Raw genomic sequence first — 19,778 nt, 5'->3', positions numbered from 1 at the left:
CTGTTAGGGCGCGGCTGGTAAGAGAGCCTTACAGGCGCATCAGAAAAACCTCCGGCTATGCCGGAGGATATTTATTAGCTTAAAAAATCCTGCACCTCCAGCCACGGCGTGTTGAAATCCTCTATTTTTTTATATTCGCTCATTGGCAGAACGACCACATTATAGGTGTCAGCTCCTTCATTCAGATCAAAAATCTGGAAGCCCCTTTTATTGAGTTCGGTCTGAATGCGTTCAAAGATCTCGTCAAGGTAACGGTCTCCGGCTTCACAGACATCGGAGATTTCATCCTCTTGGGTTATTTCGACAAGAAGATTTCTTAATTCCTCAGAATCCGTCAGGTTTTTTGTGAGTTCATAAAAGCGATCTGCGGCAAAATTAGCCAGTTCGCCTTCTTCATCTTCACCTTTCCAGTCAACGAGGTGAATTAATCCTTCGCCGCGTAGAACTTGTAAAAATGCCTGTGCCAGATCGTTATTTCCGAGATCGCCACCGCTACAATCCAGAACGTCCTGCAACCCATATTCGTCTTCATCTTCGTCTTCAAAGATTTCAGGTTGCGTCGAAAGTTGAGAGAAAATAGTGGGCCATAAGGTTGGGTTGTGCGATAAAATAACGCTGGCGACGACGTTGAGGTCGTCTGCAAAATTCTTATCCCATTCAATTACATAATCTTCTGACATAACATCAATATCCTTTCTGAATGCTTGAAAAGTCATTATTGCATTGTTAAGTAAATGGCAGGAATTGATGGAATCTTAAAAGACGGCGATAAAAAAGGCGAACCGGAGTTCGCCATTATGTTACTCCGCCACACTCTCGCGCAGCGGTTTCACCGGTACAACCTTTACCTGCTTAATCATATTTTCCTGTACATCGAGAATATCGATATCGTACTGCTCAATGCGCACGCGCGTGCCAGCAACCGGAATTTCCTCCAGCGCCTCCAGAATCACCCCGTTGACGGTGCGCGCGTCGTCTTCCGGCAGGTGCCAGTTAAACGCTTTATTGATTTCCCGGACGTTGGCGGTACCGTCAATAATGACCGAACCGTCGTTTTGCGGCGTGACCTCTTCCGCCAGTGTCGGCGACATCGATGTGGTGAAGTCGCCAACGATCTCCTCGAGAATATCTTCCACGGTGACCAGCCCCTGGATATCGCCATATTCGTTGACGACCAGTCCGACTTTCTTTTTATTGCGCTGAAATTTGATCAGTTGCGTACTGAGCGGCGTACCTTCCGGGACGTAATAGATTTCATCGGCGGCGCGCAGCATCATCTCTTTGGTGAACTCTTTTTTCTCGGCCATTAACCGCCAGGCTTCGCGCACGCGCAGCATACTGATGGCGTCATCCAGCGAATCGCGATAGAGCACGATGCGTCCGTGCGGGGAGTGGGTAAGCTGCCGCTCGATAGATTTCCAGTCGTCATTGATATCGATCCCGATAATTTCATTACGCGGTACCATGATGTCATCCACGCTGACCTTTTCCAGGTCGAGGACCGATAGCAGCATATCCTGATTGCGGCGAGAGATTTGCGAACGGGACTCATGCACGATAGTGCGTAATTCCTCTTTGCTTAACGACCCGCTAACCACGATGTCCGTTTTAATTCCCATCAGACGCATCAGCAGGCGGGTGATGGTGTTAAGTAACCACACCAGCGGCATCATCAGTATCTGTAACGGCGCCAGCAGGAAGCTGCTGGGATAGGCCACTTTTTCCGGATAGAGCGCGGCGATAGTTTTGGGCAGGACTTCGGCAAAAACTAACACGACAAACGTCAGTACCCCGGTGGCGATAGCCACGCCGGCGTCGCCGTAAAGCCGCATACCCACAATCGTGCCGAGCGCCGAGGCAAGAATGTTGACCAGGTTATTGCCGATCAGCACCAGGCTTATCAGTCGGTCGGGTTTACGCAGTAATTTTTCTACCCGTTTTGCCGAGCGATTACCTTGCTTCGCCATATGGCGTAAACGGTAACGGTTTAGCGTCATCATTCCAGTTTCGGAACCGGAAAAATAGGCCGAGATGACCACCATGATGATTAATATGATAATCAGCGTGGTGGTGGAGATGTGTTCCAGGGGAAACTCCTTTAAAAGCTTAGCTTACAAATTGCTGTAATATGCGGCTACCAAAATAGGCCAGCGTCAGAATACCCGCGCCTGCGACGTTAAACCACACGACCCGCCGACCCCGCCAGCCTTCATGGTAATGCCCCCACAGCAGAACGATATAGACAAACCATGCCACGATAGAGAGCACGGCTTTATCAATATTTTCAGTACTGAACAGGTTATGCATGTAAAACAGGCCGGTACACAGAGTAAGGGTCAGCAGTACGACGCCAATCTGCGTGATATGAAACATTTTGCGCTCAATGCTCATCAATGGCGGCATTTCATTACTAAACGCCAGCTTTTTGTTCTTCAACTGATAGTCGATCCACGCCAGTTGTAGCGCATACAGCGCGGCGATTATCAGCGTCGCGTAAGAGAAAAGCGACAGACCGATGTGCACCATCATGCCTGGGGTCGCTTCCAGATGCGTAATATATTCATTAGGCATGAACGTGGCGAAGGCCAGGTTAATCAGCGCAAAAGCATAGACAATGGGCAGAAGTAGCCAGCCGCGATTACGCGACGCGACAATGGTCATTACCGTGCAGATCATCAGGCTGACCAGCGAACCGACATTCAGCAGGCTCAGGTTTTGTCCACTGTCGCCGCCGGGCAGAATACGCGATTCCAGCGCGACAGCATGGCACACCAGCGCGATGACCGCAGAAAGAATAGCCATACGCCGCCAGCCGCTGTTTTTTTGCAACAGTCCGGGAACGATCAGCGCGAGGCTGAAGGAGTAGGCGACAAGGGCAAGTAAAGCAAAAACGGGCATAGTTGTGTCGACAGTTGACCAGTGAGAAAGAGAAGCAGTATAGCGTTACGTGACCGCAGCTCCAACCGTTGCATAACAACAAAGACGGCTTCATGGTATACTGTGGCGAAATTCTGTAACTGTGTCGCTGCGGCGACCAACCGTTTCCACCCCAGGCGAGAGACAATGTTTGATAATTTAACCGATCGTTTGTCGCGCACGCTGCGCAATATCAGTGGCCGTGGGCGCCTTACTGAAGACAACGTTAAAGAGACGCTGCGCGAAGTGCGCATGGCGCTGCTGGAGGCTGACGTTGCGCTGCCGGTAGTGCGTGAGTTCATCAATCGCGTAAAAGAGAAAGCGGTTGGTCATGAAGTTAACAAGAGCCTGACCCCAGGGCAGGAGTTCGTCAAGATTGTCCGTAGCGAACTGGTTGCGGCGATGGGCGAAGAGAACCAGACGCTGAATTTAGCTGCGCAGCCGCCAGCCGTAGTATTGATGGCGGGTCTGCAGGGGGCGGGTAAAACCACCAGCGTCTGTAAGCTGGGTAAATTCTTGCGCGAGAAGCACAAGAAGAAAGTGCTGGTCGTCTCTGCCGACGTCTATCGCCCGGCGGCGATCAAACAGCTCGAAACGCTGGCTGAACAGGTTGGCGTGGATTTCTTCCCGTCTGATGTCGGCCAGAAACCGGTTGATATCGTCAACGCCGCGCTGAAAGAAGCGAAGCTCAAATTCTACGACGTGCTGCTGGTGGATACCGCCGGTCGTCTGCACGTTGACGAAGCGATGATGGACGAAATCAAACAGGTCCACGCTTCTATTAAGCCAGTAGAAACGCTGTTTGTCGTCGATGCGATGACCGGTCAGGATGCCGCGAATACCGCAAAAGCCTTTAACGAAGCGCTGCCGTTAACCGGCGTGGTGCTGACCAAGGTCGATGGTGATGCGCGTGGCGGTGCGGCGCTCTCTATTCGTCATATCACCGGCAAGCCGATTAAATTCCTCGGTGTCGGCGAGAAAACCGACGCGCTGGAACCGTTCCACCCGGATCGTATCGCCTCGCGTATTCTCGGCATGGGCGACGTACTGTCTCTTATCGAAGATATCGAAAGCAAAGTTGACCGCGCACAGGCTGAAAAGCTGGCGACCAAACTGAAGAAAGGCGACGGTTTCGACCTGAACGACTTCCTGGAACAGCTCAAACAGATGAAAAACATGGGCGGTATGGCCAGTCTGATGGGCAAATTACCGGGCATGGGGCAGATTCCGGACAACGTTAAATCGCAAATGGATGACAAAGTGCTGGTGCGTATGGAGGCGATCATCAATTCGATGACGCTGAAAGAGCGCGCGAAGCCGGAAATCATCAAAGGTTCCCGTAAACGCCGTATCGCACAAGGCTGTGGGATGCAGGTGCAGGACGTTAACCGCCTTCTGAAACAGTTCGACGACATGCAGCGCATGATGAAGAAAATGAAGAAGGGCGGGATGGCGAAGATGATGCGGAGTATGAAGGGGATGATGCCGCCAGGCTTCCCTGGCCGCTAATTTCCCGGCCTGGCTCACTTGCTATTTCGGCACCGGGGTGTGCTAGCCATCCTCACGTACTGCGTGTACGCTGCGGTGGCTGCGCGCACGCCGGCACCGAACTCGCTGCGCCGCCGACGGCCTTCTACAGCAGAGTTATTAACTGTTGATTGCAATTTTCCCAGAAATCAGTAAAATTTTCGGGCTTTTAATATGACGCCGGGCTCCGTTCCTCGATGGGGCCCGGTTGTTTTATTCACACAAGAGGATGTTATGGTAACTATTCGTTTAGCTCGTCACGGCGCTAAAAAGCGTCCGTTCTACCAGGTTGTTGTCACCGACAGCCGTAATGCACGCAACGGTCGCTTCATTGAGCGCGTTGGTTTCTTCAACCCAATCGCTAGCGAAAAAGAAGAAGGCACCCGCCTGGATCTGGATCGCATCGCTCACTGGGTTGGCCAGGGCGCAACCATTTCCGATCGCGTTGCGGCGCTGATCAAAGAAGTAAAAAAAGCAGCTTAATCTGTCACGGTGGTCATGATGAGCAAGCAACTCGCCGCACAAGTACCCGCTGAACCGGTTGTACTGGGGAAAATGGGTTCTTCATACGGTATCCGTGGTTGGCTCAGAGTGTTTTCCTCCACTGAAGACGCCGAAAGCATTTTTGACTATCAGCCCTGGTTTATCCAGAAGGCGGGTCAGTGGCAGCAGGTACAGCTGGAAAGCTGGAAGCACCACAATCAGGATCTGATCATCAAGCTGAAAGGCGTTGACGATCGAGATGCCGCGAATCTTCTGACGAATTGCGAAATTGTCGTGGATTCCTCGCAACTTCCTGCGCTTGAGGAGGGAGACTACTACTGGAAAGACCTGATGGGCTGCCAGGTAGTCACCGCTGAAGGCTACGATCTCGGTAAAGTTATCGACATGATGGAAACCGGGTCGAATGACGTTCTCGTCATTAAGGCGAACCTGAAAGATGCATTTGGTATCAAGGAACGACTAGTACCGTTCCTCGATGGGCAGGTTATCAAGAAAGTCGATCTCGCTACTCGTACTATCGAAGTAGACTGGGATCCTGGTTTTTAAACCACCGAATAAACGGTAATAAATGGCGTTATGGGGATTGGCTTGTGTTTATTGGCATAGTTAGCCTGTTTCCTGAAATGTTCCGCGCAATTACCGATTACGGGGTAACTGGCCGGGCAGTAAAAAAAGGCCTGCTGAACATCCAAAGCTGGAGTCCTCGCGACTTCACGCATGACCGGCACCGTACCGTGGACGACCGTCCTTACGGCGGCGGACCAGGGATGTTAATGATGGTGCAACCCTTGCGGGACGCCATTCACGCAGCAAAAGCCGCGGCAGGTGAAGGCGCTAAAGTGATTTATCTGTCGCCTCAGGGACGCAAGCTTGATCAAGCGGGCGTTAGCGAGCTGGCCACGAATCAGAAACTTATTCTGGTGTGTGGTCGCTACGAAGGCGTAGATGAGCGCGTAATTCAGACCGAAATTGACGAAGAATGGTCAATTGGCGATTACGTTCTCAGCGGTGGCGAACTACCGGCAATGACGCTGATTGACTCCGTCGCCCGGTTTATACCGGGAGTTCTGGGGCATGAAGCATCAGCAATCGAAGATTCGTTTGCTGATGGGTTGCTGGATTGTCCGCACTATACGCGCCCTGAAGTGTTAGAGGGGATGGAAGTACCGCCAGTATTGCTGTCGGGAAACCATGCCGAGATACGTCGCTGGCGCTTGAAACAGTCGCTGGGCCGAACCTGGCTTAGAAGACCTGAACTTCTGGAAAACCTGGCTCTGACTGAAGAGCAAGCAAGGTTGCTGGCGGAGTTCAAAACAGAACACGCACAACAGCAGCATAAACATGATGGGATGGCATAGGCCCCCGAATATCAGTTTACCCAGGATAAGAGATTAAATTATGAGCAACATTATTAAGCAACTTGAACAAGAGCAGATGAAGCAGAACGTACCTTCCTTCCGTCCGGGCGATACCGTGGAAGTGAAAGTATGGGTTGTTGAAGGTACCAAGAAACGTCTGCAGGCATTCGAGGGCGTGGTTATCGCTATTCGTAACCGCGGTCTGCACTCTGCATTCACTGTTCGTAAAATTTCCAACGGCGAAGGCGTTGAGCGTGTCTTCCAGACTCACTCTCCGGTAGTTGACAGCATTGCTGTTAAACGTCGTGGTGCTGTTCGTAAAGCTAAACTGTACTACCTGCGTGAGCGTACTGGTAAAGCGGCTCGTATCAAAGAGCGTCTTAACTAAGAACGCGCTTTCGCAACATCCGAAAGCTTGTAGAAAAGAAGGGGCTGGCATTACGCTGGCCCCTTTTTTATGGGTTGCTCCACGCCATAGACGGTTACATGATTAGGCCGGGTCAGTGGTATCAACGCTGAATCAGAAACGGCCAGGCCCGTTCCTTAGTTTAGCGAGCGTTCCGCACGCCGGTGTTTAGCCTGATACATATTTCGATCGGCCAGTTCTTGTAGTTTTTCGGCAGTGGCATGTTCCCATGTCAGCGCAAAGCCAATACTCATGGTCATCGTTATCCGCTGGCCGTTATGCAGTTCAAAAGGTCGATTAAACGCCTGGGATAGCGCTGCGCAAATACGTTGTACTTCATATTCCGAATGTACATCGTAAAGCACCATCGCAAATTCATCGCCGCCGAGTCGGTAAGTCTGATAACGGCTACCACCGAATTCCGCTAATCTTTTGGCAACCTCTATAAGTACCCGGTCGCCTGCCGCATGTCCCCAGGTATCATTAATATATTTAAAGTTATCGCCATCCAGAAATAACAATGCCGAACTGCTACGAGCGGAATTGTCCTTCATCAGCGCGTTAATACAGCTGCGAAATGCTGCGCGATTGGCAAGCCCCGTCAGCGGATCGTGCAGCGCGGTACGTAGTAACTGGGCATTTTTAGCCTGAAGCCGTAGCTGCCATTCTTCCATCTCATCCAGAAGGCTATTGAAATCCTGCGCAAACAGGTGAAATTCCGCAATACGCTCATCAGGTACCCGGCGTGAAAAATTTCGGTTAGTGCGAACGTCGTGTACAACTTCAGTAATATTTTGCAGCGCATCCACAACGCCATTGTGTAAATAACGCGTGAGCAGCAGGGCAATGCCGGATGCCAGCAGAATACATCCTGTCAGCACTGCCAGCGATAGCCAGATAAAATGACCAATAAGGCTGTCGCGGGCGACAAGCCGTACTTCGCCGATGGCCCTGCCGTTGTGCCAGACGGGTTGCGATACCGGCAATGGAAAAAGCCAGTGGCTAATTAAGCCAATGAGCTTATCGTCTGCGGCTCGCGCATCATAGCGCCATGAGGCGATAATACGGCCATTTTTATCGCGGACCTCCGCCGCTGAAAATTGTCCCTGGCGTCCCAGTGTGGCGAGCGTTTCCGCTGCGGCCGTGTTATCGGAAAATACCAGTGCCGCTTCAAGGCTATGGGCCATTGTGGCGGCGGTCAAATCGAGATTCTTTTGCGCATACTGTTTGAGCGTAAGGACAGACGCAACGCAAATTAATAGCCAGATCAATGTCATCGTAAGCAGCACGCTGATTATACTAATCCGCCGTAGTGTGCGTTTAAATGTTGGTCTGGACAGAGAAAATTCCTTATTCATGCTTTTGATTCCGTGCAAGCATTAATACTTCTGGATTCACTCTCACGCCGCTATGCGCGAGGGAGTCCAGGTTGACGGAAAATTTGACTTCATCATTGTTAATGATCAGACAAAATGCGCTGCCAATAATACATTCGGTATTTTGCTCGGCAATTAATAACAAGGCATTAACTGGATAATGACGCGTTAACTCCACCTGATAAGCTGGCGATTCATTGCCAAAGTAAAAACCATCACAGTGGGCGCTCAGGGCTTCTTGTGTGGTACGGATGACAAGCGGTTGATAAGGGAAAGCCCAGTCAGCCTCTTCGCTAAGTACCCTGACAAAACGCGCAGATGAAAATATGCATAGCCTTGGCGGCCCGGATAACGCCGGCCAGTGTGTATAACTGACGATACCGGAGACGATGGCGCGTACGGATTTCTCTTCTTCCGTGACGCGTTGAGCATACAGAGGCAAGCTTGCTAATAATAGCGATAACAGAAGGATAAATCGGTGAGAAAAACGCATTAACAAGTCCCCACCATCTTCAGTCGTAAAGCATTAAAATACATCCGTGATTGTTTGTAGCAAAATAACATTATTTTGCCATATCGTCATTATGTCTTATTGATAATATGAATAATTTAAGTGGCGTCCCTGATATTAAATTCTTGTGATAATGGTATTAATCACCCTATATCAGAAAGTAAAAATATGTGTGCGGAGAAAAAATAATCAAAAAATAGCGAGCATCGCTCATTTTACCGTTTTTCTGAGGCTGGGAATAAAATAATTCACTTGTTGTGTAAAGTTTTTGATACGAAATGAAGGGGTTTAATCGATGATTGCGTGTGGTGTAAATTTTATTTTACGTAATATGGATTGAAATCTTTACTTTTTGTGGTATGGTTTAAACATCCTCGTGGAGGATCAACTATCGCAAACAAGAAAAGACAGGATCGCCATCATGCAAAAAGACGCGCTGAATAACGTACGTATCACCGATGAACAGGTATTAATGACACCGGAGCAGCTTAAAGCGGCCTTTCCGTTGAGCCTGGCGCAGGAAGCGCAGATAGCGCAGTCCCGGGGAATCATTTCTGACATTATTGCCGGGCGCGATCCGCGTCTGTTGGTGGTATGCGGTCCTTGTTCTATTCACGATCCTGAAACCGCTCTGGAATATGCCCGTCGATTTAAAGCCCTTGCCGCAGAGGTCAGCGATAGCCTCTATCTGGTAATGCGCGTCTATTTTGAAAAGCCGCGGACTACCGTCGGCTGGAAAGGGCTGATTAACGATCCTCACATGGATGGCTCATTTGATGTGGAAGCCGGGTTGAAAATAGCGCGTCAGCTACTGGTGGAACTGGTGAATATGGGGTTGCCATTGGCGACCGAAGCGTTGGATCCGAACAGCCCGCAATACCTGGGCGATCTGTTTAGCTGGTCGGCGATAGGCGCGCGCACAACCGAATCGCAAACCCACCGCGAAATGGCGTCTGGTCTTTCTATGCCGGTCGGCTTTAAAAACGGCACGGATGGCAGCCTGGCGACAGCGATTAACGCCATGCGCGCCGCTGCGCAACCTCATCGTTTTGTTGGCATTAACCAGGCCGGTCAGGTTGCGTTATTGCAAACCCAGGGAAATCCGCATGGCCATGTAATTCTGCGTGGCGGCAAAGCGCCAAACTATAGCCCGGCAGATGTCGCTCAGTGTGAAAAAGAGATGGAACAGGCGGGACTACGTCCTTCGCTGATGGTAGATTGCAGTCATGGTAACTCCAATAAAGATTATCGCCGCCAGCCAGCCGTTGCCGAATCTGTGGTTGCGCAGATTAAAGATGGCAATCGTTCAATCATTGGCTTAATGATTGAAAGTAATATTCATGAGGGTAATCAGTCTTCCGAACAGCCGCGCAGCGAAATGAAGTATGGCATTTCCGTCACCGATGCTTGTATTAGCTGGGAGATGACCGATGCCCTGTTACGTGAAATTCATAAAGATTTGAGCGGCCAGCTGGCGGTGCGCGTCGCATAAGAGGTTGTTATGGTTGCTGAATTGACCGCATTACGCGATCAAATAGATGATGTCGATAAAGCGTTGTTGAATTTACTGGCTAAGCGCCTGGAACTGGTAGCCAAAGTCGGCGAGGTGAAAAGCCGTTTTGGCCTGCCTATTTACGTGCCGGAGCGTGAGGCCTCTATGCTGGCTTCACGACGGGCGGAAGCAGAAGCGATCGGTGTCCCGCCCGATCTCATTGAAGATGTCCTGCGCCGGGTAATGCGTGAATCTTACTCCAGCGAAAATGATAAGGGGTTCAAAACGCTTTGTCCTTCTCTGCGTCCGGTCGTCATTGTGGGTGGCGGCGGACAGATGGGGCGTCTGTTTGAAAAAATGCTCACGCTGTCGGGCTATCAGGTCCGTATTCTGGAACAACAGGACTGGCCGCGCGCCGGGGACATTGTCGCCGATGCCGGAATGGTGATCGTCAGCGTGCCGATTCATGTTACTGAACAGGTCATAGCGCAACTGCCGCCCCTGCCGTCCGACTGTATTCTGGTCGATCTGGCATCGGTGAAAAGCGGTCCGTTGCAGGCAATGTTGGCGGCCCATGATGGCCCCGTGTTGGGCTTGCATCCGATGTTTGGTCCGGACAGCGGGAGCCTGGCGAAGCAGGTGGTGGTCTGGTGTGACGGGCGTCAACCGGAAGCGTATCAGTGGTTCCTTGAGCAAATCCAGGTGTGGGGCGCGCGGTTGCACCGAATTAGCGCTGTCGAGCACGATCAGAACATGGCTTTTATCCAGGCGTTGCGCCACTTTGCTACCTTCGCTTATGGGCTGCATCTGGCGGAAGAGAACGTCCAGCTTGAGCAGCTTCTGGCGCTATCATCGCCGATTTATCGACTGGAGCTGGCGATGGTCGGGCGTCTGTTCGCCCAGGACCCGCAACTGTATGCGGACATTATTATGTCGTCGGAGCGCAATCTGGCGCTTATCAAGCGTTACTATAACCGTTTTGGCGATGCGATCGGGTTACTGGAACAGGGCGATAAGCAGGCTTTTATCGACAGTTTTCGCAAAGTTGAACACTGGTTTGGCGATTATGCCAGACGCTTCCAGAATGAAAGCCGTGTGTTATTGCGTCAGGCGAATGACAGCCGACCATAATGATGACATCTATACTAAAAGCCAGCTTTGCTGGCTTTTTTCGTTTAAGGAACCGTTATGACTACACCGCACGTTTTATTTGATTATGTCGGACATCTACCAGAATGCCCCACATGGAGCGAGGATGAAAGCGCGCTGTATTGGACCGATATCCTGGAACAGGAGATCCATCGTTACCATCCGGCGAGCGGGACGCATAGCGTGCTGGCGTTTCCGGAAGAAGTGGGCTGTTTTGCCTTGCGTGAGCAGGGCGGATTTATTGTGGCCATGCGTCATGCTATCTGGCTGGCCGATAAAAATGGATTATTGCAGCGTAAGGTTTGCGACAATCCCTCTAATACGAAACTGGCGCGTTTCAACGATGGCGGCACTGATGGCGATGGACGTTTTTATGCCGGAACGTTCTGGGCGCCAGGTGACTATAATGGCGCGTTGCTGATGCGGATCGATCATGACCTGACGGCAAAAGTGATCCAGTGCGATATCCAGGGACACAACGGCCTGGCGTTCAGCCCGGATAACCAGTGGATGTATACCTCCGATACGCCGAATGGCGTGATATACCGCACGTTACTTGATAAGCATGGCGAACCGGGTAAGCGTGAACTTTTTCGCCATTTTGGCGAAGGAGAAGGACTTCCCGACGGCGCGGCGATGGATAGTGAAGGGTGCTACTGGAGCGCGATGTTTGACGGCTGGCGCGTGGCGCGTTTCTCACCGCAAGGAGAGCAGCTGGAAGAGTACCGGTTGCCGGTACGTTGTCCGACGATGGTTTGCTTTGGCGGCGCAGATATGAAAACGCTGTTTATTACAACTACCAGAGAAAATATGTCTGCTCAGGAAGTGGCGGATTATCCGCTCTCCGGCGCCATCTTCACCCTGCAGGTAGCCGTCGCAGGGATGAAGAAAAGCCGTTTTATTGAACGTCAGGCAGGTTCTACCGGCACGACGTTTTCGCTGGGATAGCAGCCAAGCACTTTCATTGAGCGCGTGATCTCGCCCAGCTCTTTTAGCGCGCTTTGCATTACCTGCGACTCCAGGTTCGCCTGAATATCGAGATAAAACATCTCTTCCCACGGATTGCCGTGAATGGGGCGCGACTCCAGTTTCGTCATGATGAGATTGTGGTTACGCAGCACCAGCAGCGCTTCGACCAGCGCGCCAGCCTGCTGCCCGGTGGCGATTAACAGAGTGGTTTTTGCCGGAACCTGATCGGAAACGTTGATGGCTTTGCGCGCCAGTACCAGAAAGCGGGTGATATTCTGCGTCTGGTTTGCGGCGATGCGTTCCAGCACCTGTAAACCGTGCAACATGCCGCCTGCCTCGCTGCCGAGCGCCGCGACGCGCGGAGAGTTCGCCTGCGCGACTTTTTCCATCGCGGCCGACGTACTCTCGGTATAGTCGATTTTCCAGTGCGGATAGCGGCTCAAAAATTTACTGCACTGCTGGAACGGCTGCGGATGGCTGTACACCGTTTCGATGGTATTCAGATCCGTAGCGCCGGAAACCAGCACGCAGTGATCGATAGTGACGGTCATCTCACCGACAATTGACAGACTGGTGTGTTGCAATAAGTCGTACACATCGTTGATAGCGCCGGAGCTGGTGTTCTCTATCGGAACCACGGCGTAATCGGCCTGGCCGGTTTCGACCTGATGAAAAATATCGGTGAATTTTGCGCAACCGCTCTCAATAAATTGCTCAAAATGACGTGCGGCATACTGGCGCGCCGCGAGATGAGAATAGGAGCCTTTCGGCCCAAGAAACGCAATACGTGCCGAATGAGGGTGAGTATTATTCAGATGTTGTTGCAGCAGCGCCTGCTGAGTAAGCACGGAGTCTTCAATGATAAGCTGGAACAGACGGGTAATGTAGTGTGCGTCGAGATGGTGGGCTTTACCGAGATGGATGAGCCTGTCCAGCAGCGCGCGTTCACGATCGATATCCCGAACCGGACGATGCGACAGTAGTTTTGCTTGTCCCACTTCAATCGCCAGTGCGCGTCGTTTTGCCAGTAAGGCCAGTAACTCTTCGTCTAAGGCGCTGATTTTATCTCGCAGCGCCAGTAATGGGTTTTCCGATGTCATAGTGTTGCCTTTTTTGTTATCAATAAAAAAGGCCTCCCGGTGGGGGAGGCCTTCTTGTTCGTCTTCGCATTCTTTATCACATGACGAAACGCCTCCCGGTCAGGGGAAGATAAAAAAGAATGCGAAGAAAAACCGGGTTAGCTTCATAACTGTTTCCTTTGTGTACGTAAGTACAGTACTCGTACTGTTTTAATCCTGTCAACAAAAAACGCGCCCGAAGGCGCGTTGGCGATACACTCAATGTAAGGGACTACTCTTCTTCTGCTTCGACGAAGCTGGCATCTTTCACCGATGCGGTGGCACGACGGGCTTCGCCTTTGTGCTGCACTTTATTGAGCTGCCGTTCCAGCTTGTTGATCAATTCATTAATAGCGGTATACATATCTTCGTGTTTTGCGCTGGCGACCAGATGTCCGTTCGGTGTATTAATGGTGGCGTCAGCAATAAAGCCCTGTGGCTCTTTAGACAGAATGATATGAGGATTAATCAGGTGAGTTTGCCATTTTTCCAGTTTGGCGAGACGGTCTGCGACATGTTGGCGGATTGCCGGAGTAATTTCCATTTGTTTACTGGTAATGTTCATTGTCATAAATTTTACCTCTTGTCTTTCCCGTCTTGGTGATTCCAGCATACCGTTCTTAATGTCAAAATGTGTGATGTAAATCACATTATTTTGTCACTTTTTGTCAAGGCGAACTTTTTGTGAGGCATCGCAGGAAGAAGCGATCTTTTACTTGAGGAATGGCTGAAAGCAGGCCATATTTGACTGGATGCGTTGCAGTGAAATCATTTCTGTTGCATCAGATACCGAATAAAAAAACGGCAGCCGGAAGGCTGCCGTTTTGCTTGTTGGTATTGCTTCAGGTGTTTTTGCTGTTAGCGGCAATAATTTTCGCGACTTTGTCAGCCTGCGCATTCAGCTGCATCTGACGATAGGCGTTTTCCATCAGCGGCAACGCATCGCGCGTGGCCTGCGTATCAGGATAATTGCGTAGCATACCTTCTACCCGGTTTACGACCGCAACCCATGCGCCGCGCGCGGTATAGTACTCTGCGACGGAATATTCATATTTCGCCAGACGGTCTTTCAGGAATACCAGACGCTTAGTGGCGTCGGTGGTGTACTGGCTATTAGGATAGCTGCGTACCAGTTTCGAAAAGTCATTGAACGCCGCCCGCGCATGTTGCGGATCGCGATCGCTGCGATCGACGCCAAAGAAACCTTGCAGCGCGCTATCATCCAGCGCCATGTTCGTCAGGCCGCGCATGTACATGACATAGTCAATATTAGGGTGCGTTGGATTAAGACGCATAAAACGATCGATGGCGGCCTGCGCTAGCGGCAAATCGGCGTTTTTGTAATAGGCGTAGATAAGATCCAACTGCACCTGCTGAGAATACGGTCCGAATGGATAACGATTATCTAACGCTTCCAATTGCGTTATTGCCTGTTTCCAGTTACCGTCCTGCAGCTTTTGCTGAGCAGTCGCGTAGATTTCATTCGGCGGATTATCGGGCACCTCTTCCTTTGAACCCGAGCAACCCGCCAGAAACAGGCTCAACGTGGCTGCTGCCACCAGATATTTCATGCGCGTCATGACGTTTTGACTTTCCTCAAAATGTTTTACGGGAGATTCTCTGTTCCTGCTCCCGGTTAAGACCAGCTACAATAGCACACTATATTAAACGGCAAAGCCGTAAAACCCAACGTTAAACGAAGAAGCTGTATATGGCACAACGAGTACAACTCACCGCAACGGTCTCCGAAAACCAACTCGGTCAACGCTTAGATCAGGCTTTGGCCGAAATGTTCCCGGATTATTCACGTTCGCGTATAAAAGAATGGATTTTGAATCAGCGCGTGTTGGTCAATGGTCAACTTTGCGATAAGCCAAAAGAAAAAGTGTTAGGCGGCGAGCGGGTGGCTATTGATGCGGAGATCGACGAAGAGATTCGTTTTGAAGCGCAGGATATCCCGTTAGATATTGTTTATGAAGATGACGATATTCTGGTTATCAACAAACCACGCGATCTGGTGGTACATCCTGGCGCGGGTAACCCGGACGGTACGGTACTGAACGCGTTGCTACATTATTATCCGCCGATTGCGAATGTTCCGCGCGCGGGCATTGTGCATCGTCTGGATAAGGACACGACGGGGCTGATGGTGGTGGCCAAAACCGTTCCGGCGCAAACGCGCCTGGTGGAGTCTTTGCAGCTGCGCGAGATCACCCGCGAATATGAAGCGGTCGCGATCGGACATATGACGGCGGGAGGAACGGTGAATGAACCCATCAGTCGTCACCCGACCAAACGTACCCATATGTCGGTGCATCCCATGGGCAAACCGGCGGTGACCCACTACCGCATTATGGAACATTTCCGTGTGCACACGCGTCTTAGGCTGCGTCTGGAGACCGGGCGTACGCACCAGATCCGCGTGCATATGGCGCATATTACGCACCCGTTAGTGGGCGATCAGGTCTACGGTGGTCGTCCACGTCCACCGAAAGGCGCATCGGAAGAGTTTATTTCCACGTTGCGTAAGTTTGACCGCCAGGCGCTTCATGCAACGATGCTGCGTCTCTACCATCCTGTATCGGGTATCGAAATGGAGTGGCACGCGCCGATTCCACAAGATATGGTGGACCTTATCGATGCGATGCGCGCCGATTTCGAAGATCATAAAGATGATGTGGACTGGTTATGAATGCACTGATTGTCCCGCAGTGGCCGCTGCCGAAAGGCGTCGCAGCCTGTAGTTCTACCCGTATTGGCGGGGTGAGTTTACCGCCTTACGACTCGCTGAATCTGGGCGCGCATTGCGGCGATGACCCGGAGCATGTTGAAGAGAACCGCAAGCGTCTGTTTGCGGCGGGCAATCTGCCTTCGAAACCTGTCTGGCTTGAACAGGTTCACGGTAAAAATGTGTTGAGGCTTACCGGGGAACCTTATGCCTCCAAACGTGCGGATGCGTCTTACAGCAATACGCCAGGAACCGTCTGCGCGGTAATGACGGCAGACTGCCTGCCTGTGCTATTCTGTAACCGTGAGGGAACAGAAGTGGCGGCGGCTCATGCGGGCTGGCGCGGATTATGTGAAGGCGTACTGGAGGAAACTGTCACCTGCTTTGCTGACAAACCAGAAAATATCATCGCCTGGTTAGGTCCGGCGATCGGCCCGACCGCGTTTGAAGTGGGGCCGGAAGTGCGGGACGCATTTTTAGCAAAAGATGCGCAAGCCGATAGCGCATTTTTGCCGCACGGGGAAAAATTTCTGGCGGATATTTATCAGCTTGCACGCCAACGTCTGGCGAATACCGGCGTTGAACATGTCTATGGCGGGGATCGCTGCACCTTTAGCGAAAGTGAGACTTTCTTCTCTTATCGTCGCGACAAGACGACAGGTCGTATGGCAAGTTTTATTTGGCTGATATAACCTAAAGAATCAAGACGATCCGGTACGGGTAACTTTCTTTTCACATAATTCAGGTCATTCACCTTGAATAATTGAGGGATGACCTCATTTAATCTCCAGTAGCAATTTTGACCTGTTATGGGAGGAGTTATGCGTCTGGATCGTCTTACTAATAAATTCCAGCTTGCTCTTGCCGATGCCCAGTCGCTTGCGCTGGGGCACGACAATCAATTCATCGAACCACTTCATTTAATGAGCGCCTTGCTGAACCAGGAAGGGGGATCGATACGTCCTTTATTAACCTCCGCCGGCATTAATGCTGGCCAGTTGCGCACCGCTATCGATCAGGCGCTGAGCCGTTTACCGCAGGTGGAAGGCACCGGCGGCGACGTACAGCCTTCTTCGGAACTGGTACGCGTACTGAACCTTTGCGACAAGCTGGCGCAAAAACGGGGGGACAATTTTATTTCGTCAGAGCTGTTTGTTCTGGCGGCGCTTGAGTCTCGCGGCACGTTAACCGATCTGCTGAAATCAGCCGGTGCGACCACGGCCAATATCACTCAGGCAATTGAACAGATGCGCGGAGGTGAAAGCGTGAACGATCAAGGGGCTGAAGACCAACGTCAGGCCTTGAAAAAATATACCGTCGATCTGACCGAGCGCGCCGAACAGGGCAAGCTCGATCCGGTTATCGGTCGTGATGAAGAAATTCGCCGCACCATTCAGGTGCTGCAACGTCGTACTAAAAACAACCCAGTGTTAATCGGTGAGCCAGGGGTCGGTAAAACGGCAATTGTTGAAGGGCTGGCGCAGCGCATTATTAATGGTGAAGTCCCTGAAGGCTTAAAAGGTCGCCGCGTACTGGCGCTGGATATGGGCGCGCTGGTGGCCGGGGCGAAATATCGCGGCGAATTTGAAGAGCGTCTGAAAGGCGTGCTGAACGACCTCGCAAAACAGGAAGGCAACGTCATCCTGTTTATCGATGAGCTGCACACCATGGTTGGCGCAGGTAAGGCCGATGGCGCAATGGACGCCGGGAATATGCTGAAACCGGCGCTGGCGCGTGGTGAACTGCACTGTGTGGGCGCCACCACGCTGGATGAATACCGTCAGTACATTGAAAAAGACGCGGCGCTGGAACGTCGTTTTCAAAAAGTGTTTGTCGCAGAACCTTCAGTGGAAGACACCATTGCTATTCTGCGTGGCCTGAAAGAACGTTACGAGCTGCACCACCATGTGCAGATCACTGACCCGGCGATTGTGGCGGCGGCAACATTGTCTCACCGCTATATCGCCGACCGTCAGTTGCCGGATAAAGCTATCGACCTCATCGATGAAGCGGCATCCAGCATTCGTATGCAGATTGACTCTAAGCCGGAGGAGCTGGACAGGCTCGACCGCCGCATTATTCAGCTCAAACTGGAACAGCAGGCGTTGATGAAAGAGTCTGACGAGGCGAGTAAAAAACGTCTCGATATGCTGAATGAAGAACTGGACGATAAAGAGCGCCAGTACTCTGAGTTAGAAGAAGAGTGGAAAGCGGAAAAAGCGTCGCTCTCTGGTACGCAAACTATTAAAGCGGAGCTGGAGCAGGCGAAGATCGCCATTGAGCAGGCGCGTCGTGTGGGCGATCTGGCGCGAATGTCTGAACTGCAGTACGGCAAAATTCCGGAGCTGGAAAAACAGTTGGAAGCCGCGACCCAGTCGGAAGGTAAAACCATGCGTCTGTTACGTAACAAAGTAACGGATGCGGAAATTGCCGAAGTGCTGGCGCGCTGGACCGGTATTCCGGTCGCCAGAATGCTGGAAGGCGAACGTGAAAAACTGTTGCGTATGGAACAAGAGTTACACAGCCGTGTGATCGGGCAGAATGAAGCCGTTGAAGCAGTATCGAACGCCATACGTCGTAGCCGCGCGGGGCTGTCCGATCCGAATCGTCCGATTGGTTCCTTCTTGTTCCTTGGGCCGACGGGGGTCGGTAAAACCGAACTGTGTAAAGCGCTGGCTAACTTTATGTTTGACAGCGACGACGCGATGGTGCGTATCGACATGTCTGAGTTTATGGAGAAACACTCCGTGTCTCGTTTGGTCGGGGCGCCTCCGGGATATGTCGGCTATGAAGAAGGCGGTTATTTGACGGAAGCGGTGCGCCGTCGCCCTTATTCCGTCATCTTGTTGGATGAAGTGGAAAAAGCGCATCCGGATGTATTCAACATTCTGTTGCAGGTGCTGGACGACGGTCGACTGACTGACGGGCAGGGGAGAACGGTCGACTTCCGTAATACGGTGGTCATTATGACTTCTAACCTCGGTTCCGATCTCATTCAGGAGCGCTTTGGCGAACTGGATTACGGTCGAATGAAAGAGATGGTGCTGGGTGTGGTTAGCCAAAACTTCCGTCCGGAATTTATCAACCGTATTGATGAAGTTGTGGTATTCCATCCGTTAGGTGAACAACACATCGCTTCTATTGCTCAGATCCAGCTGCAGCGTCTGTACAAACGTCTGGAAGAACGTGGTTATGAAATCCATATCTCCGACGAGGCGCTGAAACTGTTGAGCGCCAACGGTTACGATCCGGTCTACGGGGCGCGTCCGTTAAAACGTGCTATTCAACAGCAGATCGAAAACCCACTGGCGCAGCAAATCCTGTCTGGTGAACTGGTTCCTGGCAAAGTGATTCGCCTTGAAGCCAATGATGATCGTATTGTGGCAGTGCAGTAAGTCACAAATTTGAATAAAACGGGCCCTGACGGGCTCGTTTTTGTTTAAAAACCAGGCGAAAATAGGCTTTTGGTTCAAATGTTGTTTGAAAAGTGAACGGTTGAGCTTTTTTTTGCATTTAGGTCTTGTCAGGCTCTAATAACTCCCTATAATGCGCCACCACTGACACGGAACAACGGCATACAGGCCGCCTGGTCAGAAAGGCTTCGTTAAGAAGTCTGTGAGGAAAGCGAAAATAAAGGCTTGACTCAAAAAGAGGAAAGCGTAATATACGCCACCTCGCGACGGTGAGCTGAAAGCCGCGTCGCACCTGCTCTTTAACAATTTAT

20 protein-coding genes and 1 other annotated feature are annotated in these 19,778 nt (G+C 51.4%); of the genes, 11 read left to right on the top strand and 9 right to left on the bottom strand.

Annotation, left to right across the window (positions count from 1 at the left end; translation table 11 throughout):
- Window positions 1–74: 74 nt before the first annotated feature.
- The 3 genes from ACLJRE_RS23680 to ACLJRE_RS23670 all read right to left on the bottom strand — a co-directional run bounded on the left by ACLJRE_RS23680 (window position 75) and on the right by ACLJRE_RS23670 (window position 2,898).
- Complete coding sequence (locus tag ACLJRE_RS23680; protein WP_023212948.1) at window positions 75–680, bottom strand: hypothetical protein; 606 nt, start codon at window positions 678–680, stop codon at window positions 75–77.
- A gap of 120 nt (window positions 681–800) precedes the next feature.
- A complete protein-coding gene (locus ACLJRE_RS23675) occupies window positions 801–2,087 on the bottom strand; it encodes an HlyC/CorC family transporter (protein ID WP_127172650.1) in 1,287 nt (428 codons plus the stop codon).
- Between the two features lie 19 nt (window positions 2,088–2,106).
- Window positions 2,107–2,898, bottom strand: a complete 792-nt coding sequence (locus tag ACLJRE_RS23670) for an inner membrane protein YpjD (RefSeq protein WP_001537507.1) — start codon at window positions 2,896–2,898, stop codon at window positions 2,107–2,109.
- A gap of 165 nt (window positions 2,899–3,063) precedes the next feature.
- On the opposite strand from ACLJRE_RS23670, the gene ffh reads away from it, so the two are divergent.
- The 5 genes from ffh (at window position 3,064) to rplS (ending at window position 6,693) form a co-directional block, all read left to right on the top strand.
- Complete coding sequence (gene ffh / locus ACLJRE_RS23665) at window positions 3,064–4,425, top strand: signal recognition particle protein (protein ID WP_058108871.1); 1,362 nt, start codon at window positions 3,064–3,066, stop codon at window positions 4,423–4,425.
- Window positions 4,426–4,677: 252 nt separating this feature from the next.
- Window positions 4,678–4,926, top strand: a complete 249-nt coding sequence (gene rpsP / locus ACLJRE_RS23660; protein WP_000256453.1) for a 30S ribosomal protein S16 — start codon at window positions 4,678–4,680, stop codon at window positions 4,924–4,926.
- A gap of 18 nt (window positions 4,927–4,944) precedes the next feature.
- Window positions 4,945–5,493, top strand: coding sequence for a ribosome maturation factor RimM (rimM, locus tag ACLJRE_RS23655; RefSeq protein WP_000043266.1), 549 nt, complete (start codon window positions 4,945–4,947; stop codon window positions 5,491–5,493).
- Between the two features lie 44 nt (window positions 5,494–5,537).
- Window positions 5,538–6,305, top strand: a complete 768-nt coding sequence (gene trmD / locus ACLJRE_RS23650; RefSeq protein WP_000469807.1) for a tRNA (guanosine(37)-N1)-methyltransferase TrmD — start codon at window positions 5,538–5,540, stop codon at window positions 6,303–6,305.
- A gap of 40 nt (window positions 6,306–6,345) precedes the next feature.
- The gene (gene rplS / locus ACLJRE_RS23645; protein WP_000065257.1) at window positions 6,346–6,693 is read left to right on the top strand and encodes a 50S ribosomal protein L19; all 348 of its coding nucleotides are present in this window, start codon (window positions 6,346–6,348) and stop codon (window positions 6,691–6,693) included.
- Window positions 6,694–6,848: 155 nt separating this feature from the next.
- Here the strand turns inward: rplS and dgcN are convergent, their stop codons facing one another.
- Both dgcN and ACLJRE_RS23635 read right to left on the bottom strand, forming a co-directional pair.
- Window positions 6,849–8,069, bottom strand: a complete 1,221-nt coding sequence (gene dgcN / locus ACLJRE_RS23640; RefSeq protein ID WP_001030989.1) for a diguanylate cyclase DgcN — start codon at window positions 8,067–8,069, stop codon at window positions 6,849–6,851.
- Window positions 8,062–8,580 carry a YfiR family protein gene (locus ACLJRE_RS23635; RefSeq protein ID WP_001212375.1) on the bottom strand — a complete coding sequence of 173 codons (519 nt, stop codon included), beginning with the start codon at window positions 8,578–8,580 and terminating at the stop codon, window positions 8,062–8,064. Before ACLJRE_RS23635 ends, dgcN begins: the two co-directional genes overlap by 8 nt.
- A gap of 439 nt (window positions 8,581–9,019) precedes the next feature.
- Here ACLJRE_RS23635 and aroF point away from each other — a divergent pair, with 439 nt between their 5' ends.
- From aroF to ACLJRE_RS23620, 3 genes are read left to right on the top strand one after another with little or no spacing between them, the layout of a single operon-like run.
- Entirely contained in the window at window positions 9,020–10,090 is a 1,071-nt protein-coding gene (aroF, locus tag ACLJRE_RS23630; protein WP_023212949.1) for a 3-deoxy-7-phosphoheptulonate synthase AroF, read from the top strand.
- Between the two features lie 9 nt (window positions 10,091–10,099).
- Window positions 10,100–11,221: a bifunctional chorismate mutase/prephenate dehydrogenase gene (gene tyrA, locus ACLJRE_RS23625; protein WP_023212950.1), complete on the top strand. Its 1,122-nt coding sequence runs from the start codon at window positions 10,100–10,102 to the stop codon at window positions 11,219–11,221.
- Between the two features lie 57 nt (window positions 11,222–11,278).
- On the top strand, window positions 11,279–12,187 hold the full coding sequence (locus ACLJRE_RS23620) for an SMP-30/gluconolactonase/LRE family protein (protein WP_000210991.1): 909 nt from the start codon (window positions 11,279–11,281) through the stop codon (window positions 12,185–12,187).
- Here the strand turns inward: ACLJRE_RS23620 and pheA are convergent.
- The 4 genes from pheA to bamD all read right to left on the bottom strand — a co-directional run bounded on the left by pheA (window position 12,148) and on the right by bamD (window position 14,906).
- Window positions 12,148–13,308, bottom strand: coding sequence for a bifunctional chorismate mutase/prephenate dehydratase (pheA, locus tag ACLJRE_RS23615; protein ID WP_000200080.1), 1,161 nt, complete (start codon window positions 13,306–13,308; stop codon window positions 12,148–12,150). The two genes, ACLJRE_RS23620 and pheA, sit on opposite strands and share 40 nt — an antisense overlap.
- A 22-nt stretch (window positions 13,309–13,330) precedes the next feature.
- Window positions 13,331–13,456, bottom strand: a sequence feature (Phe leader region).
- Window positions 13,408–13,455 carry a pheA operon leader peptide PheL gene (gene pheL / locus ACLJRE_RS23610; RefSeq protein ID WP_010989056.1) on the bottom strand — a complete coding sequence of 16 codons (48 nt, stop codon included), beginning with the start codon at window positions 13,453–13,455 and terminating at the stop codon, window positions 13,408–13,410. It overlaps the preceding feature by 48 nt.
- A gap of 102 nt (window positions 13,457–13,558) precedes the next feature.
- Complete coding sequence (raiA, locus tag ACLJRE_RS23605) at window positions 13,559–13,897, bottom strand: ribosome-associated translation inhibitor RaiA (protein WP_000178449.1); 339 nt, start codon at window positions 13,895–13,897, stop codon at window positions 13,559–13,561.
- 271 nt (window positions 13,898–14,168) lie between these two features.
- Window positions 14,169–14,906 (bottom strand): outer membrane protein assembly factor BamD, encoded by a 738-nt coding sequence (gene bamD / locus ACLJRE_RS23600; RefSeq protein WP_000197660.1) that lies wholly within the window; start codon window positions 14,904–14,906, stop codon window positions 14,169–14,171.
- A 131-nt stretch (window positions 14,907–15,037) separates the two neighbouring features.
- Between bamD and rluD the strand changes: the two genes are divergently transcribed.
- From rluD to clpB, 3 genes are all read left to right on the top strand, one after another.
- Entirely contained in the window at window positions 15,038–16,018 is a 981-nt protein-coding gene (gene rluD, locus ACLJRE_RS23595) for a 23S rRNA pseudouridine(1911/1915/1917) synthase RluD (RefSeq protein ID WP_023212951.1), read from the top strand.
- On the top strand, window positions 16,015–16,746 hold the full coding sequence (gene yfiH, locus ACLJRE_RS23590) for a purine nucleoside phosphorylase YfiH (protein WP_023212952.1): 732 nt from the start codon (window positions 16,015–16,017) through the stop codon (window positions 16,744–16,746). The genes rluD and yfiH overlap by 4 nt, the downstream gene beginning before the upstream one ends.
- Window positions 16,747–16,875: 129 nt before the next feature.
- Entirely contained in the window at window positions 16,876–19,449 is a 2,574-nt protein-coding gene (gene clpB, locus ACLJRE_RS23585; RefSeq protein ID WP_001235092.1) for an ATP-dependent chaperone ClpB, read from the top strand.
- Window positions 19,450–19,778 lie beyond the last annotated feature (329 nt).

The organism is Salmonella sp. SAL04157, assembly GCF_046551635.1.
Classification (GTDB): Bacteria; Pseudomonadota; Gammaproteobacteria; order Enterobacterales; family Enterobacteriaceae; genus Salmonella; species Salmonella enterica.
This window is presented reverse-complemented; position numbering and strand designations above follow the sequence as displayed.